Source organism: Bacillus cereus group sp. BfR-BA-01349 (assembly GCF_022663795.1).
Lineage (GTDB): Bacteria > Bacillota > Bacilli > Bacillales > Bacillaceae_G > Bacillus_A > Bacillus_A cereus.
In genome coordinates this window covers 22,380-40,655 of record NZ_JAKUGE010000018.1, presented here as the reverse complement: position 1 = coordinate 40,655, position 18,276 = coordinate 22,380, and the positions used below count along the sequence as shown (strand labels likewise).

The following is an 18,276-nucleotide window of genomic DNA, read 5'->3' as shown; positions in this document are numbered from 1 at the left end:
AGGGAGGTAACGGAATGGACCGAAGCAATTCAAATCATACATATAACGGACCTTCCAAAGCACTGCCTCTCTCCCTATTCGACGTAAAAAATGAATTGAAACAAAAAAGCAAACTTATTCCTTCTGGCACCATGTATAAATTAACGAAAGAAGAACAACTCATCATCAACAAAATAAAAATACAAACAGAACAGCTAAATAAAAATAATGTTACAAGAACACGCGCATACTACCAATTTTACATTCAATATCCAGAAATACATTGGGCACTGCTTGGGCATATGGTATCACGTAACGGCGGTTGGAATATGACTGATTTAAAGGGCGATTTATATACGAGAATTTTATCAGAGAAAGATCAATTCATATTTTTTTCTTTTTTAGAAAGAGGGAATTGGCTTATTTTCCAAGATGTATACCCTCAATTTTTACTTTACGAACAAAGTGTAAAGAGATCACAAAAGTTATTTCACCTTCTCCCTCACCTAAATGTTTCTACATTTATGGAAACGATGTGGAACCATTTTTGGAAAACAGGTAACAAAAAAACTTTAGCAATTGCAACTATTATTAATGAACAAAACTACTTAGAAAAAAGAGTGATTCAAAATGTACAATTTAAAAAGACTGTACTAAATAGTATTGGATTTAAACTCTTTGATTTCTTTCAGTTTAATCATATCCTTTTCCCATTCTACGAAAATGATAAGAACCAAAAAGTATTACTATTTGGTGATACAATGAAACATTTCACTTCCTTACATGAACGGATATTAATTGGAAAAAGATTGTACTCATTATTATTTCGAGATACACATGTTTTATCTCAAATAATAAGCTGGGCTCAACACCATCCACATACAGGATCTAGGAAAGATTACTGGCCCCATTTATTTTCAAGTGTAAATGAATCTTTTTCCCGTGAGTTTTATAAGCGCCGAATAAAGAAATGCCAGTTACGAAATGGCGCTTATCGCATATACAGCCCTGCACTCATCTATGCATGGCGAGATATGAAGCATGAAGCAGTTGACAGTGAAGATTGGTTTACCGATTGGCAAGTTGTAAATTACTTAGTTGATAAGGAGGAAAATATAAATGGACAAATTACAGAAGACTACTGCAAAACACTCGAAAAAATTGAACTCGCCATTCTCGCAAAGAAAAATGTCCTCCTCCGAGAAGAAGAATGAGTTTCTAGCATTAGTAGTTACAATCTTTCTCTCTTCTATTATTGGAACTTGCTTAGATGCCTTTTTTGTTCATAAACAAATATATTCTTTTCCGGCTAGGCCCTTCTCATCCACATTTTCGGTGAATATAGCTTTTACATTGTTCGTACTGCCGATTTTAACAGTTATCTTTATACACATTTCAAAAAAATTATCTAAAGTTTCTAGAATTTTATTTATTATTTCAATCGGTATTTGTGCTAGCCTTTTTGAACAGATTGCTGAAAGTTTAGGTTTATTTGTACATAGTGCGAATTGGAACCATGCATATTCTTTATTTGGTTATATGATTTTTCATTCTTTTATTTGGAACGTATATAATTGGATAAAAAAATAAAGAGACCATTATAGGTCTCTTCTTAAGCATACTCTTCCGTTATTACTAATGGTGCCAATGTTTGAAGGCTTTTAGAGCGTAAACGATAGGCAACGACTTTCTTCTTATATTGCTTAATGACATCAACATGTTCCTCATAGCTATATAGCGAAAATCTAATCTCTTTATTCCCTTTCTTCGTGTTAATAACGATCGGTGTTCCTTCTCCGTGCGGCGGGAAATAATGTTTATCTAAAAACAAAGCCTCATTAAATTCATGAATAACTTGTAGTTTCATTTCTCCCTCTATATTTTTTCCATCTATCGATATAGAAGTATTTTCCACCTCAAGCTTTTGATGCAATTCAAATTTACTAATAATTGATTCTACAACAGAAGTGGGCATGCTAGAAACTAATACTTTAATAGCCCCAAAAACAAATAATGTAACTATAAACCATGTTGTCATTGTTATCATCTCCATTACATTTAAAAAATAAATTTCGTTCCATACGGTATTAGTATACTAATAAGTATTCCAGTTACAATCATCGTTACCGAACCGATAGTCGCTTCTTTCTCGCCTTCTTTCACTAAACGACTCACACCGATAATATGTGATGCACAGCCCATTCCAACTCCTTTTCCAATCGTACTTGTTATACGGAAAAACTTAAGTACTGTTGGTCCCATAATAGCGCCTGTTATTCCTGCAACAACTACAAAACTAGAAGTCATAGATGGAATACCACCAATTTGATCCGCTATTGAAAGGGCAATTGGCATTGTCGCTACCTGTGGTAAAGTGGTTAATATAAGTTCCTTATCTATATTTAAAATTCCGCCAATCACTACATTCATGCTCGTTACAGCCACTATACCTATCACTACTCCGATTAGTATCGATGAAAAATTTTTCATCAGTATCTTTCGCTCTTTAAATAGAGGTATGGCCAATGCTACAATTGCAGGGCTCAATAAGCTTGAAAGAATGTTTCCCCCATTTTCCCTATACTCATGATGAGAAATACCAAAAATCAAAAATAAACAAATCATAATTGCCGTAACTGTTAACACTGGTAACGTAAATGCAAACGTAATTTTTTTATATAGCTTTGTCGCCAAGAAATAAATTGCTACAGTAATAATAATTAAGACCATTTGAATCGTGCACCTTGTCGATTTTATTTTTTTGATGTGACTAATAATTGACTTATATACCCTGAAACAATCAAAGTTACTACAGTACTTGCAACTACTAAAAGGAATATAATACTTCCCTTACTGAAAAGAAAAAACCCGTATTCCATGAGCCCTGTTGTCGAAGGGATTAAAAATAACGGTAAAAATACGATTAACTTTTCCGAACCTAACTCAAACCATTTTAACGGTAAAACGCGAGTGGAAAGGAGCAGGAACAGTATTAACATCCCTATTAAATTCCCCGGTATTGATAGATGGAATATTTCCTGAATCCACGTACCCACTAGGCTAAATACATATAGCACGCCTACTTGAAGTAAAAGCGTCACGTACTTCATTTCTTTCCCTCATTTCACTATCACACATCCATATTATGAAATCTCATTTAGCGTGTCGGCAAACCGTTTAATTCCAAGTTGAATTTGTTCTATATTCGCTCTACCAAACGTAAATCGTATATATTCATTTTTCGAACCTAAAACACTGCCCGGAACAAATGCGACACCATTCCGTATAGATTCACCTAATAAGTGATATTCATCAAATTTTCCTGTTACTTTACACCATACATGTATTCCACCCTCTGGCACGAAACATTCAACTCGTTCTCCCAATGTTCCTTCAAGCTCTGCAATTAATTCATCTCTTCTTTGCTTCAATTGTCCACGAAGTATCGTAATATGTGTATGGAAATCCTTTGATTCTAAAAATTGATTTGCTACCCACTGCGTAAATACACTATGGCCAAAATCAACTTGTTGCTTTGCATCTGCTAAACGCTCAATTACGCGTGTAGGATCAATTATCCATCCAATACGTAATCCTGATGCAACAATTTTTGATAATGAACTTATATAAAGAACATTTCCATTTTGGTCCATTGATTTTAATGTCGGGTTCACTTCTCCATTAAAAGAAATTAAACTATACGGATCATCTTCTACAATTGGTATACCGAACTCAGAAGACAGTTCTAAAATTTTTTTACGTCTCGCTAATGAAAGCACAGTACCCGTTGGATTTTGATAATCTGGATTCAAAAACACCATACGAATGCGATGCTTTTTGTGCAAATCGATTAAGTCATCTGGATTCATTCCATCCTTATCAACAGGTAAATGAAATATGTTTAAACCGGCCGATTTAAACATTGGGAGCGAAAAACAATACGAAGGATCTTCAATCGCAATCGCATCACCAGGTTTTAATAAACATTGAACGATAAGATTAAGCCCCTGTTGTGCTCCTGACGTAATAAGAATAGAGCTTGAATCTGCTTCAATTTGTTTATATTGCTGAACATGTGCTGCAATTGTTTTTCTCAACATCTCATTTCCAAGTGGATGGTCATAACCGAGGTTTTCCATAAATGTTTTCTCCGACAAAATTGTTCGAAATCTATCACTTGGAATTAATTCTGGTGACAGTTCACCGCTTGCTAAATTAATTAAATCATCTTTTTGTGTTTCCGTTCGAATTTGTTGAACGAGTGGTACGTTAGGTAAGAACGATCCATCCTCCACGTACCTACCCCAGTTCGGTATTCGTTTATGTAAGACACCCCATATGTCCGTATTGACCCGTGTTCCGCTTCCCTTTTGTCGTTCTACTACTCCAAGTGATTTTAATTCTTCATACGCAGCTACTATTGTACTCCGGTTCACCTGTAATTCCTTTGCTAACATACGCTCAGAAGGTAACTTACTATCAGAAGGTAATTCTCCTGAAGAAATGCCTCTTTCAATATAATCCGCGATTTGTTTATATACAGGTGTCTTATCTGCACGATTTGGTTTCCATTCCATATAGTTGCTCCCTCTCAAAACAAACTAATCTCAATTTATTACTAACAGTATTTACTCTAAAAATAGTATTAATTAGTCACATCTTCTTATCCGCAAATAGATATATCCAAAATGGCTCTCTTTCTGATTACTCGATACCTTCTAAAATTCCAACTTCATACTCTCATTTCAGTTCTTTTACAAACTATCAGATCATTACCGCATACCATGTTACCCCAAGCAGTAGAACAAAAAGAAGAAGAATATAGATTGCAGATAAGTTTTTCACATTTCTTTTTGTAGACTTACCATAATTATCCTCCACGTTTCTTGCAACTAGTACAGTCCCAAATAGCGATACAATTACAATAATAACGACTAGTGAAATTGCAAAACTCATTGTCTTTTCACCTCTCTAAGCCCCATCTATTTTAATTAAAGAACTTACATAAAAACCTTCCTCTTTAAAACGTTGATAACATACTACCTTTCTTCTCTTATCATAATAGATGTTTGTAAAAAGCGGACCAACCACTTTCGTGTTTTTTTGCTCATCCACTTTAAAAATAAAAAGCAACTGATCACTTAGGATCAGTTGCTTTTTTCACACGATAATTTTTCATTTAAAATTAATTCGATTTAAAAGTTTAGTCTTTTCATAATGAAACATCGACTGAGATAACTCGAAAATTGTTCCATTTACAAGATACACTGTATTTTCAATAAGAAGCGCCGGATCACCTTCATTTAATTCTAAAAGCTGTGCATTTTCTTTATTTACTTTTTCACAACTAATAACTTTATCAGCAAAACCAATATTTAATCGTAAATCTTCAATGAAATAACTGTATACAGAGCTTAATGCTATTTCTTCGTTCAAATATGGAATAATATCCTTTTTGAAATAACTTACTTCAATAGAGAACGGCTTAGCATCTACAATTCTTAAGCGCTTCAAAAAATACAACCTAGTTCCAGCTTCGCATTGCATTCGCTTTGCTATTTCTTCGTCCGCATCTATTACTTCAAGCTCTAACACTTTCGTTTCAATATTTTGTGAAACAAGATTTTTCGTTAATCCACGTAAACTTCCTAAATTAATGTAATCTGTTACAGAAGTTTCGCGTAAAAACATACCACTACCTTGTACTTGAAAAATATAACCTCTATTCACAAGCTGACTAATTACTTTACGTATCGTATTACGGCTTACTTCAAATCGATTCATCAACGCTTCTTCTGTAGGTAGTTTTTTCGTTTCATTAAAAAGCCCATCTCGAATGTTTTGCTCTAACATATCTGCAATTTGTTTATACTTTGCACTCATACACTTTCTCCTAAAATACTCTTTTATCTGTTATAACTCTTCCCCTCTCGTTTCGATCACATGTTTATACCAATGAAACGAAAGTTTCTTCTTACGTTTTAAGTTATCATTATGATCGACAAAAATAAAGCCATATTGCTTTTTATATCCATTTAACCAACTTAAAAGATCAATCACTGACCATGCATAATAACCTTTTAAATTAATTCCCTCTTCAATTGCACGCTTCATTACTTTTAAATGCGCTTGAATAAATTTAATTCTCGGAACATCTACAATTTCTCCGTCAATGATTGGATCTTCATCACCAAGTCCATTTTCCGTTACATACATCTTTATGTCACCGTAACGCGCTTTCAACATATGCAATCCCTCTAAGAAACCTTCGGGAGATATTTCCCATCCCCATTTTGTATATGTTTTATCATCCATTTTAACTGTTCGATAAAAACCATCAAAAGAAGGATTACCTGGAGCAAGCGTTGAGTTTTCTCGAGAATGTTCCTCACTCTTTATATCCATATCGTATCTTTCTACTCGTATTGGTTGATAATAATTCAAACCAATAAAATCATTTTCTTCTGCATTTTGTTTAATAATTTCTAATTCTTCAACCGTCCAATTAGGAGTCCACCCTTTTTCCTTTAATTGTTGTACAACATAAGACGGATACTCACCTTTTAAAACTGGATCATAATACCAATACGTTTCATATTCATTCGCATGATTTGCTGCTTGTATATTTTCTTTTTGGTTATCCACACTATAAGCAGGTAAGAAAACATGTGTAATCCCAATCTCACCATATTGTTTCAGCTGCTTATATACCGCAACTGTTTTCGCATGTGCATAAAATACATAATGAGTCGCTTGAAAATACTTTGGAACATCATTTTGTATTCCTGGTGGATGTGCACCTTTTAAATAACCTAGTCCACAAAACATTACTGTCTCATTAAAAGTAATCCAATGCTTAACTCTGTCACCAAATGCCTTAAAACAAGTTTCTGCATATTTTACGAAAGCCTCTGCTGTTCTTTTATTCGTCCATCCACCATCTTTTTCTAACGGTAATGGTAAATCCCAATGATATAAAGTGACAAACGGTACAATCCCGTATTTTAAACATTCATCAATTAAGTTGTTATAAAATTCAATCCCTTTTTCATTTACCTCTCCATCTCCAGTCGGCAATATTCTTGCCCAAGAAATAGAAAAACGATACGATTCTAATCCCATCTCAGCCATTAAGCGAACATCTTCCTTATATCGATGATAATGATCAACAGCTACATCACCATTTGTTCCATTGTATGTTTTGCCAGGAACTTTTGAAAACTCGTCCCAATTCGTAACACCTTTTCCATCTTCATTCCATGCACCTTCTACTTGATAAGAAGCTGAAGCAGCTCCGAATAAAAAATCATGTGGAAACTTCATAGTATATACCTCCATTTCATTACAACAAATTAAATTTAATGATACATTTATAATTTATTGGTACAAATTTTATATATATGATTATATCTTATGTTTTTATTTTTTTCTATTATAAAAGTACAATTTATATTGTTGGTTATTGGAAAATAAAAAGAAGCGATATATTTTATCGCTTCTTACTCTCATCATCTTTATTCTTTTATTAATGACTTAATCGCTCTTATAACTTCTTGATACAATAATGGTGACCACTTTTCATTTATATAGTCTTGAATTACCCAGCCCACTCTCAAAGGATTCTTTTGTTTTATATAGTTTGCAATTTCAGGATTTATATAAGAGGCATAGTAATATGGACTATTCCATGCTGTACCACCAGAAGACAAGCTTGTAAAATTTATATATAGATGATTTAAATCCTCACTATTGTTCATCGTTTCATTCATCGTATCTTTAATAGATTTTACTTTCTCATCATAACTCACTTTATATTTATCTTGTACTGTTACATTTACATTTTGATTTACAGTTGTGGTAAACGTCTCATTATCTGGCCAATAAAAATTATTATATCCTCCAGATTCATTACTACCACTATATCTTTTTAGTAGTACAATTTTCCCACGAGCATCTCCAAGTTTTATATTTCCTTCTGTTTTTAAAAAGATAGGATCAACAAAATAATTTTTTTCAAACGTACTACTAAATGGACCTTCTGCCCCTTTCATATCCTCATACTCTTTTTTTAAAGACATAATAATCGTTTCACTCGGGTTATCTCTTAAAAATTGTTTCGCTTCGTTTATGAATTCATGCAGTGTTACATAAAGATATAATGGCCCATGATGAAGAACTATCGTATTATCATCTGTTAAACGTCCTCTTATATCAAAAATGCGAGCTCCATGGTCCATTTGATAGCGAAAATCATATTCTTGCGTCATTCCCCATACTTGCTTAATCGGATTTTGCAACTTGAACGTCCCACTATCGTGTGTTCCTGGAATTGAAATTCGTGCTAACGGGATACTATCAGGTATAGGTTGCATCCATTTTGATAAATTTTCAAGCTCATTAACAGAGCTAGCTGCAACTACTCTCTTATCATGTAAAGCAAATACAAATGTGATAAATATTGTACTACATATGAATAATTTCAAAATTAACTTCTTATTGCTCATTATTATCCCTCTCTTTTTCTGTTTTTACATCAAACTTATTGAATATAATATAAGCTAGTTCAGAAAAAATAAATAACATTTCATCAATATGAAATATTGCATAGAAGTAAAGTTAAAAAATCATTCACATATACTAAATTAGAAAAATTTAAAGGAACTTCATCTGAAGTTCCTTTTACTTATTTTATGTTCAATACGTATGAACCATCTTTATTCTCATATTTATAGACGTATAAATAATATTTACCTGGCTTTGCATTATAAGTTTCTTTAACTACATTGCCTTCATTTTCACCATATGCTACATAGTTATTTAAATCTGATTCATGATGAAGTACCCATGTCATTCCGATATTTTGTTCATTTAGTAAAGAAATATTAATATTTTCCGGCGAATCAATTTGGAAAGTAAATACATCTACTCTATCATTATTATGTAGCGTTCCTTTCACCGGTGTATGAAAGTTAACTTTATTTGCCTGTCTAGGCTCATTATTTGGTTCATTTTCTGTTACTTGTAATTCATTCCCAACGTTTGGTTTTCTTTGTTCATAGCCTAAGTTTACTAGTATAGACTTCAAATCTGGTAAAACACCAATTTTATCTGCATATGGATCTTTAGATTTTGTTCCTGTACTCTGGTTGCTTAATATTGCTCTTAGTTCACTAGGTCTATATGGTTGTCCTAAATTTTCTTTAGCAATGCTTTGTACTAAAGTCGCTGCCCCAGCAATAATTGGCGAAGCACTAGATGTTCCGCTAAAGCTTGAAGTATAAAGGTTTACAGCACTTCTACTTTGTTCAGCTGTAGTTGTATCTACATTTTCTCCCCATCCGTACACATCAATACGGCTTCCATAATTCGAAAACCACATACGTTCATGAGGGAAAGATGAAGAGCCAGCTCCTACCATAATTGCACCCGAATCTTTAAAATCTTTACTATTACGATTTAAGACTTGCTTACCCTTTCTATCTTTGAACTCATCTAAATCATTCCACCCATTTGCTCCGGCCTCTATAATTACAATCCCTTTATCTGTACCAGCACGAATTGCATCAAAGATATCTGGTTGTACTTCAACAGGTAAATATTTATCACCATATCCATCGAAAGATGCTTGCGCCTCTAACAATAAAACATCCCCAGCTCCTAACTGATTTACAGCGCTTAATATTGCATCAGCCGTATTATACTGTCCATTATCTCTTATTTGAGAGATAACCTTTGCTTTCGCTTTTGGCGCAATCCCAATATTCCCAACTTCATTGTCCTCAGAGGATACAATTCCTAGTACAGACGTCCCATGACCGACATGCTGATCTATATTTCTTCCAGACATTAACTCAATTTTTTGATGTAATAAATCCTCATGATTTAATAACCATCCGTATTCCATATCAACAAAAGTGATACCATTTCCATTACCGCCTTGAATTCCCCAGGCGAAAGGCGCATTAATACCGTATGGGGCCGCTTCAAGATAACCTTGTTTTTTAAATCTAGGATTGTTACTAGGATTAAGAGCTACACTTGATGATTGCACTTCAGGTGGCATTATTTTCTCTTGTTTCTTCATATACGCATCTTCTATTAAAGAAGATGCCTTTAACTTATCTACTATTTTGATTTTGAAGAATATAGTAGTTTAATAAACTTGTAGATACATGATTAGGTGCTTTCACTTCAAGGTTTTGTATTTGTTCCGGGCTTACAGATGTGAATAAACGAGTAAATGTTACATCTGGATATTCTTTCAAAAAATCTTTTATTACTTTATCATTCGTTTGAGATTGTATTTGTTTTTCAATACCATCTTCATATGGCAAATCCAAATCCGCTTTAAATTTTACAATGATTTGCTTATCTGTTTCTTGTTCTATCCCTGATTTAATCTGCTGTTCTATAGAATCAGCATGTACACTATTGATAGTACCCCCTGTTCCTAAAAGTGTTGTAATGATTACAGTTGACGCACACATTTTTTGAAATATTTTCATTGCATTAATCCTCCTATTAATAATTAATAATTAATCATTATATTAATCTATAATGATTTTATTTCTATAACGTATTCCCTTTCTACTAAATAGATTATAGTAATCAGAAATATGAACTTCAATGTATTTTCATATGCAATATTTCATATTCGGACTCTACACTACACGAAGATGAAACTTATAGTGATTATTTATTTTATATGTGCTAATATACTTACATTAATATATTACGCATATATACATTTCAAACTACATTACTTAATAGTTTCACCTTAATTTTTTCTTAGGAGGATTTACAATGAAATTACTAAAACTAAAACATATAATCCCTTTATCTGCAGCTGCAATTACATTCGTATGTAGTCAAAGCACAGCTGAAGCTTCTACCATTCATACAGTAAAAAAGAACGATACACTTTGGGGCATTAGTAAACAATACGGAGTTTCAATACAATCCATTAAACAGGCTAATAATAAAGGAAACGATCAAACCTTTATTGGCGAACAGTTACATATTCCAGGGTCCGTGAAATCAAATGAAATCACTGTTCCTCAAAACGCCAAGCCAGCCAACATTTCTGGACAAATTATTTATCAAGTACAACCGGGAGATTCATTAGAAACGATAGCAAGGCGTTACAATGTCACTGTCCAATCTATAAAACAAATGAACAATACAGTCGGAAACAAGCTTTATACAGGACAACATTTAAAAATCAACTCAAGCATTTCACAAAAAGAAAAAGACTTAATGGCACGCTTAGTTACCGCTGAAGCAGGTGGTGAATCCTATAAAGGAAAAGTAGCAGTAGCGAAAGTTATACTAAATCGTGTAAATGCAAAAGGTTTTCCAAATACAATAACAGGCGTTATTTATGAACCTATTAAATACGGATATGCATTTACTCCTGTTACAGATGGAAGAATTAATCAGCCTGCAAGCGCAGAAGCAAAAATGGCTGTAGAAGAGGCTATCTCCACAAATGGAGTACATTCTGACTGGCTTTATTTCTACAATCCAAAAACATCAACAGACAAGTGGATTACGACACGTCAAACAGTAGCAGTAATTGGTAACCATGTATTTGCTAAATAAGATTTAAAATCATTAACAGACCTCTTCACTTAAAAGGTCTGTTTTTTTCTATGTAAGATGTTATTAATCATATGACATAGTTATTTTTTAAACTGTTTCTTCTTTCAAATAAAAATTTTTGTATTTACTCCACCACTCGTAGAAATTAATAAAGCATCAAGTTCGAAAACTCCCACTTTATTAATAAAAGCTATTTCTTAACTTCATAAAATTGTTATACACTAGAAAAATAAAAAACAAACTATTCGTTAGCAGGTGGAAGAATATGTATGATGTTACGATTATCGGCGCTGGAGTAAGTAGCATTTTTATGGCTTATTCACTAGCTAAAAGTAACAAAAAAGTTTTAATTCTTGATAAAGGTAAAGCGCTAGAAGATCGCCATTGTCCTTTAGACGAAGGAAAAGTGTGTAATTGTACTACATGTGATAAATATTTCGGGTTTGGTGGTTTAGGAAAATCTGAAGGGAAATTTAATTATACAAACGGATTTGGCGGAGAACTTGAGAAAAAAGTCGGTAAAGAGGGTTTTATACAACTCATGGCTGAAGTAGATGAAATTCTATGTCAGTTTGGTGGAAGTTTGGTTTCAAAATATTCTACTGAAAATTCAAGTCTCACTAAGAGAGCTGAAGCGTGTGGTTTACAAATGCTAACAACAGAAGTAAGACATCTTGGTACTACACTTTCCAGTAACATTTTTCAGCAGCTCTATGAATTTTTACTGACGAAAATAAAGATCCAATTTCATATAGATGTACAACATATTCTGAAACAGGAAGATCATTTTACAATAGAGACAAATCAAGGAACAGTTCAAACTAAGCAACTTGTATTTGCAACTGGGCGCTCTGGGGCCGATTGGTTAAAAGAAATATGCAGTTCCCTAAATATTTCTCAGGAGCAAACACGTTTAGATTTAGGAATTAGAGTAGAAATGAAAGAACATCAATTACGTTCTATATTAAAAGATACTTTTGAAACAAAACTTTCTTATCAAGGTGAGCATTTCACAGCAACTACTTACTGTATGAATCCACAAGGCCGCATCATTCGAAAGTACGAAGAAGGTTTAGTTATGCCTGACGGTCAAAATTTTCGAGAGCAAGGAACTGGCACTTCTAATTTAAATTTCACTTTATTTATTCCTCGCTATTTTCCAACTCTCAAAGAAGCAAATGTATACGCAAGTTCAATTATTAAAGACATTAACCAAGGACGAGATCGGATTGTTATACAGCGCTTAGAGGACTTACTAAAGAAACAACCTACGGCGGAAAACAGCATGGAGCATAATCGTATACACCCTACACTACAGGGGGATTATGGAGATTTGAATCAAGAAATCCCTCAATTATATATTGAAGGGCTCAAAGAGTTTTTATTACGCTTAGAACAATTTATACAAGAACCGATTGATAAAGATACTTTGTTATATGGAATTGACGGAAAGTTCTATGCTCCTACGATAAAACTCAATAACTATTTTGAAACAAGTGTGCATGGGCTATTTTTAATTGGAGATTGTTCAGGCGTTACGCATTCATTATCTCAAGCAGCTGCAAGTGGTCTGTATGTTGGAAAGTACTTATCTGACATTTAATTTCTATCATTAAAATGTCAGTCAAATATTTTTAATTTCAAAACACTTTACTCATATATAGTAAAAGTATATTAATAAGCCCCCTATCCTTCCCGGCTAATGATTAACCGACAAAAAATCAGGATTTTACAAAATACATATGTAATATAACTGTATATTTAAAACGATTGGCATTCAATTCTAATAAATTGAATGTCAACAGTTTTAAAAGTCTCTATCCATTTTTACTTTTATTTGTTCGATATTTTGTAACATCATCATAGTGTTTAATATGGTAGGATGTCTATAAGTCAATTTCACTACAACTATGACTTTTTCTGCCCGTTTCTCAAAAAGAGTTATATTTATGCTACTACGCTTTAAAAATCCCCATTGTATGTATATGAATACTTCAAATTATTCCCTTTAGAAAACAAAGTCTACATGGTTCATTCCATTCTAATAGTTATAAAAACATAATATATAACTTTAGTTAAATAAATTATATAAAGAAGGTGTAAAAATGAAGAACAAAATAAATTTACAGATGCAAAATATAAGTTTTGTTATAATAATGGCTTTAGCAGTATGGTTAAAAACATATCTTATTACGCGATTCAGTTTTGATTTAAAAATTGAGTCTTCAACGCAAGAGCTTATTTTATTTATTAGCCCTCTAGCCGCATCATTAGCGTTTGTTGGATTAGCATTATTTGCAACTGGTAAAAAGCGAAATTATATAGCGCTCTGTATTAATTTCTTATTAACAATCGTACTTGTTGGAAATGTAATGTTCTATGATTTTTATAGTGATTTCGTTACATTACCAGTACTTGGACAAACCTCAAACTTTGGCCAATTAGGCGGCAGTATTATAGAAATATTAAACTACAAAATTATACTCGCATTCGTAGACATTGTTTTCTTCTTTATTTTATTAAAAAAGAAATCATTGGTCTTTAAAACAGAACGTGTAACTCATTCTACGCGCTTTTTATACTTTCTTTTAACGATTGGTGTATTCTTTGCGAATCTACATCTTGCAGAAAAAGAGCGCCCTGAATTATTAACAAGATCATTCGACCGAGTCATGCTTGTCAAAAATTTAGGCTTATATACTCACCAAGTATATGACTTAACACTGCAAGTAAAAGCTGGGTCACAAAAAGCACTTGCTGATAGTAGTAAATTACAAGAAACTGAAAACTACGTAAAAGCAAATCAAAGCGAGCCAAACCCTAATATGTTTGGTGCAGCGAAAGGAAAAAACGTAATTGTCGTCACTCTTGAATCCTTGCAAACCTTCTTAATAGGCGCATCAGTGAACGGGCAAGAAGTTACACCATTCCTAAATGAATTCATAAATGAAAGTTATTACTTTGATAACTTTTTCCATCAAACTGGTCAAGGGAAAACATCCGATTCAGAATTTCTAATCGATACGTCGTTGTATCCATTAAATCGAGGAGCTGTATTCTTCACACACGGTAACAATGATTATACTGCAACTCCAGAAATTTTACGTCAACAAGGTTATTTCACTTCTGTATTTCATGCAAATAACGCAACATTTTGGAATCGTAATATTATGTACTCCGCTCTTGGTTATGACCGTTACTATAATGAACTTGATTACAAAATCACACCAGAAACCAAGGATACGATTCTATTCGAATTAACTCATTCACAGCAAGCTCTACTGCACTATCAAAATCTTGCTGTTCCTCATAAAAGGAACGGGCAATTTTTGTGACATTCGGATAATCAGGATTTAAAGAAACTGCTTCTTTAATAACACCGAAAGCTGAGTCAAAATTATTTTGCTCAATGTAAAGAGAAAGTAATTGTAGTCTAATTTCGGTCATCAATATTTTATTATCAGTAGTAATGGAAGTATAAATATTTTCAGCATCTGGTAATTGATTAAGTTCGAAATAAGCATCCGCAATATTTTTTTGTGCCCATGGTGCTAATTCATTACTAACCTTCTCCCATTTAAAAATAGCTGCTTCAAAATCTTGATGACGATAATAAAATTCACCTTGCGCAAAACGAATATAAGACCCATCAGAAATCTCATTTTTTTCTTCGTTTACATAAGCTTGTCCAAGTACGTCAAGAGTTGGTTTTGTTTCATTCTCCATTAGGAACGTTTCATAATACATCTTTTTTATTAATTGTTTTTCTAATCTCATCTTTTCCCCCACTATATCTTGAAAATAAATTTTTAAGATATGTCAATGCTTTTTGTATGTATGCTTTTTATCTTAACAAAGAATATCTTTTGGAAAATTTCATTTTCCTTTCATTTTTCAAGTTAGATTGAATTTTTATGAGAAAAGTTTCAGTTTTTTTTCAATTCCCTTTCAGTTATGAAACAGCATTAAATGTTCCTAATAACCTAATAACACTATAATATTCCACATTATATTATCAAGAAAACCCCATATAAACCATATTATAAAAACAATCTATATTGAATTTATATGCATAATTCACTGTACTATCAAACAAAAAAACAACAATAGGAGCCAACAGCTATTCATACCATTTCTTTCTTAAATTGTTTTCCTTTAAAATGTTTCAGTAGTTATGTAATTAAATTCCATTAACCTATATAAATAACTAGTCCAAAAAATATCTATATGCATATCATGTTATAGTAAAGAATTTAGGAGATCCTAAAAGGAGGCATTTTCATGTTTGAAGATAAATCTAAAATAAATTACCCATATGAATTTACTGAAACTACAACAGTTCCTCTAAAGAACCCCATTGACAAAAAATTCAAGAACGGTACAGATACACATAACTTCCCAATTAAGAAGCACTATAAAGAGCAAGTTCTATACACTGAAAAAATCAATAATAATCAAAATAAGTAATTGTATAGATCCTTATAACAATTAGCCAAATAAGAAGCAACATTTAACCATCCATAATTATTTGGTTAGTAATGTAGAAATCTTTATTATACAATTCATGCACCTTTTAAAAAGTGCTGTATACAGCGCTTTTTTATACATAGATAAATTTAAGCTAATGCAACCAAGAAATAAACTGTAAAATTACTTCAGCATATTCTCGTTTAACTATTAAATCTACATATTAAAAGGGAGCAACAGTAAATGTTGCTCCCTTTTGAAATGTAATCTATTCACTCTACATAACCCTCTTAAACATCTTCTCCAACTCATAAGTAGAATGATGCACAAGAATCGGTCTTCCGTGTGGGCATGTGTATGGGTTTGTTGTTGTACGAAGTTCTTCCAGTAAAGCAAATATTTGATCGTTCGTTAAATATTGATTTGCTTTAATGGATGCTTTACAGCTCATCATGATAGCTGCTTCTTCACGTAACTTCTTAATATCAACTTTTTTTAGTTTAACAACTTGCTCCATCATTTCATCGATAATTTCTGTTTCTTGTCCTTTCGGGAACCACGTTGGATGCGAGCGGACGATAAAGGATTGATGGCCGAATTGTTCTAAAAATAGCCCGACTTTTTTTAGTTCTTCTAACTGTTCTTCGACACGTAAAAATTCAGTAAGAGATAGATCAATACGGTACGGTACAAGTAACTCTTGTACTTCTTGCGCTACCCTTCCTACTTTATCACGGAAGTATTCATAATTAATACGTTCCTGCGCAGCATGCTGGTCAATCATATATAAGCCTTTATCATTTTGAGCGAAAATATATGTTCCATGCATTTGTCCAATTGGATAAAGCGGTGGTAAGTCATTCCCGTTCATTTCAATCTCTTTTATTTCCCGAACTTCTTCTTCTAATTCCTCTAGTTCAAAGTCCTCTTCATTACTGTCCCACGATTTCTCTTCTTGAATTGGTTCTTCGATTATCGGTTTAGTGGATGGTTGCCAACTTTGTTCTTCTCTCACGAGCGACTGTGGTGGTTGCCATTCTTGCTTCGGTGGTTGCCAAAGCTGCGCTGGCTGTTTCACAGTCTGCGGTTCTTCTTGTTTTGCATCCATGCCAGTCGGTAAAATGATGTCCGGCATAGATGGTTCTTTCGGCTTCGCATGCTCAAACTGGAACTGTTCTTGCACACTTTCGTCTTTTTCTTTTTTCTTCGTTGTTACACCTGCATCTGGAATAAGCTGTATTTTTTTAAATGCAGCTTGCAATGTTTCTTCGATCAGCTTTAGCAATTCTTGTTCTTTACTAAAACGAACTTCTAACTTCGCTGGATGTACGTTAACGTCAACTAGCATTGGATCCATTTCAATCGATAAGAAACCAATTGGATACCGGCCAACTGGCAGTAATGTATGGTATCCTTGCTGAATTGCTTTCATTAATACAAAGTTTCGAACGTAACGACCATTTACAATCGTTGACATATAATTACGAGATGCTCTCGTTACTTCTGGTAATGTTACATAGCCTTTAATTGTAAAGTCTAAAGATTCGGCTTCAATTGGAACAAGCTTCTTCGCAACTTGAATACTGTAAATCGATGCAAGTACTTGTCTTACATCACCGTTACCTGACGTATGAAGCAATTTCTTTTCATTATGAAACAGTTTTAACGATACCTCTGGATGTGACATTGCAATACGATACACGATATCTGTAATATTTCCGAGCTCTGTATGAATGGTTTTCATATATTTAAGACGCGCTGGTGTATTAAAGAATAAGTTTTGTACTGTAATATCTGTTCCTTTTCGGCTCGCAGTCTTCTCTTGCTTTATAATGTCTCCACCTTTAATAATAAGGTGTGTACCAGGCGCATCACCTGTGCTAGTAATTAATTCTAATTCACTAACTGAGGCAATACTTGGCAATGCCTCACCGCGGAAACCGAGTGTTCTTATGCGGAACAGATCGTTTTCATCTTTAATTTTACTCGTTGCATGGCGTTCAAAAGCGACGATACAGTCTTCTTCTGCAATACCATCACCGTTATCAATGATACGAATTTTCGATAACCCAGCTTCTTCTAAGTGGATTTCAATAGATGTACTATTCGCATCGATAGAATTTTCCACAAGTTCTTTTACGACTGAAGCAGGGCGCTCTACTACTTCCCCTGCCGCAATTAAGTTAGAGAGTTGGTCATCGAGTTTGCGAATTTTCCCCATCTACTTAC

At 33.3% G+C, this 18,276-nt stretch carries 14 protein-coding genes and 3 pseudogenes; 6 read left to right on the top strand and 11 right to left on the bottom strand.

Annotation, left to right across the window (positions count from 1 at the left end; translation table 11 throughout):
• The first annotated feature begins 14 nt into the window (after window positions 1-14).
• Together MR169_RS12130 and MR169_RS12125 are read left to right on the top strand one after the other, a co-directional pair.
• Entirely contained in the window at window positions 15-1,193 is a 1,179-nt protein-coding gene (locus tag MR169_RS12130) for a DUF2515 domain-containing protein (RefSeq protein WP_242319455.1), read from the top strand.
• The gene (locus MR169_RS12125; protein WP_242319469.1) at window positions 1,168-1,569 is read left to right on the top strand and encodes a CBO0543 family protein; all 402 of its coding nucleotides are present in this window, start codon (window positions 1,168-1,170) and stop codon (window positions 1,567-1,569) included. Before MR169_RS12130 ends, MR169_RS12125 begins: the two co-directional genes overlap by 26 nt.
• Before the next feature lie 22 nt (window positions 1,570-1,591).
• Here the strand turns inward: MR169_RS12125 and MR169_RS12120 are convergent, their stop codons facing one another.
• The 9 genes and pseudogenes from MR169_RS12120 to MR169_RS12080 form a co-directional block, all read right to left on the bottom strand.
• A complete protein-coding gene (locus MR169_RS12120; RefSeq protein ID WP_044796957.1) occupies window positions 1,592-2,017 on the bottom strand; it encodes a YfmQ family protein in 426 nt (141 codons plus the stop codon).
• Between the two features lie 20 nt (window positions 2,018-2,037).
• Entirely contained in the window at window positions 2,038-2,709 is a 672-nt protein-coding gene (locus MR169_RS12115) for an LrgB family protein (protein ID WP_044796956.1), read from the bottom strand.
• Between the two features lie 23 nt (window positions 2,710-2,732).
• Window positions 2,733-3,089: a CidA/LrgA family holin-like protein gene (locus tag MR169_RS12110; RefSeq protein ID WP_193533106.1), complete on the bottom strand. Its 357-nt coding sequence runs from the start codon at window positions 3,087-3,089 to the stop codon at window positions 2,733-2,735.
• 33 nt (window positions 3,090-3,122) lie between these two features.
• Window positions 3,123-4,556: a MocR-like pyridoxine biosynthesis transcription factor PdxR gene (pdxR, locus tag MR169_RS12105; RefSeq protein WP_242319454.1), complete on the bottom strand. Its 1,434-nt coding sequence runs from the start codon at window positions 4,554-4,556 to the stop codon at window positions 3,123-3,125.
• Between the two features lie 187 nt (window positions 4,557-4,743).
• On the bottom strand, window positions 4,744-4,935 hold the full coding sequence (locus MR169_RS12100) for a hypothetical protein (protein ID WP_000006452.1): 192 nt from the start codon (window positions 4,933-4,935) through the stop codon (window positions 4,744-4,746).
• Between the two features lie 219 nt (window positions 4,936-5,154).
• Entirely contained in the window at window positions 5,155-5,862 is a 708-nt protein-coding gene (locus tag MR169_RS12095) for a GntR family transcriptional regulator (RefSeq protein WP_001274901.1), read from the bottom strand.
• 30 nt (window positions 5,863-5,892) lie between these two features.
• On the bottom strand, window positions 5,893-7,302 hold the full coding sequence (locus MR169_RS12090; RefSeq protein ID WP_242319453.1) for a glycoside hydrolase family 1 protein: 1,410 nt from the start codon (window positions 7,300-7,302) through the stop codon (window positions 5,893-5,895).
• A 191-nt stretch (window positions 7,303-7,493) separates the two neighbouring features.
• On the bottom strand, window positions 7,494-8,483 hold the full coding sequence (gene plcA / locus MR169_RS12085; RefSeq protein WP_242319452.1) for a phosphatidylinositol diacylglycerol-lyase: 990 nt from the start codon (window positions 8,481-8,483) through the stop codon (window positions 7,494-7,496).
• A 179-nt stretch (window positions 8,484-8,662) separates the two neighbouring features.
• A pseudogene (locus tag MR169_RS12080) lies at window positions 8,663-10,484 on the bottom strand (S8 family peptidase).
• A gap of 298 nt (window positions 10,485-10,782) precedes the next feature.
• Between MR169_RS12080 and MR169_RS12075 the strand changes: the two are divergent.
• The 3 genes and pseudogenes from MR169_RS12075 to MR169_RS12065 all read left to right on the top strand — a co-directional run.
• A complete protein-coding gene (locus MR169_RS12075; RefSeq protein WP_000771175.1) occupies window positions 10,783-11,580 on the top strand; it encodes a cell wall hydrolase in 798 nt (265 codons plus the stop codon).
• 265 nt (window positions 11,581-11,845) lie between these two features.
• Complete coding sequence (locus MR169_RS12070; protein WP_242319451.1) at window positions 11,846-13,183, top strand: NAD(P)/FAD-dependent oxidoreductase; 1,338 nt, start codon at window positions 11,846-11,848, stop codon at window positions 13,181-13,183.
• 502 nt (window positions 13,184-13,685) lie between these two features.
• Window positions 13,686-14,816, top strand: a pseudogene (locus tag MR169_RS12065) (LTA synthase family protein); the annotation flags it as partial.
• Here the strand turns inward: MR169_RS12065 and MR169_RS12060 are convergent.
• Window positions 14,806-15,357: pseudogene (locus tag MR169_RS12060) on the bottom strand (tetratricopeptide repeat protein); the annotation flags it as partial. The pseudogenes MR169_RS12065 and MR169_RS12060 overlap by 11 nt on opposite strands.
• 504 nt (window positions 15,358-15,861) lie before the next feature.
• Here MR169_RS12060 and MR169_RS12055 point away from each other — a divergent pair.
• Window positions 15,862-16,047: a hypothetical protein gene (locus MR169_RS12055; protein ID WP_000461136.1), complete on the top strand. Its 186-nt coding sequence runs from the start codon at window positions 15,862-15,864 to the stop codon at window positions 16,045-16,047.
• Between the two features lie 277 nt (window positions 16,048-16,324).
• On the opposite strand, the gene mutL is transcribed toward MR169_RS12055, so the two are convergent.
• Window positions 16,325-18,268 (bottom strand): DNA mismatch repair endonuclease MutL, encoded by a 1,944-nt coding sequence (gene mutL, locus MR169_RS12050; RefSeq protein ID WP_000516456.1) that lies wholly within the window; start codon window positions 18,266-18,268, stop codon window positions 16,325-16,327.
• Window positions 18,269-18,276 lie beyond the last annotated feature (8 nt).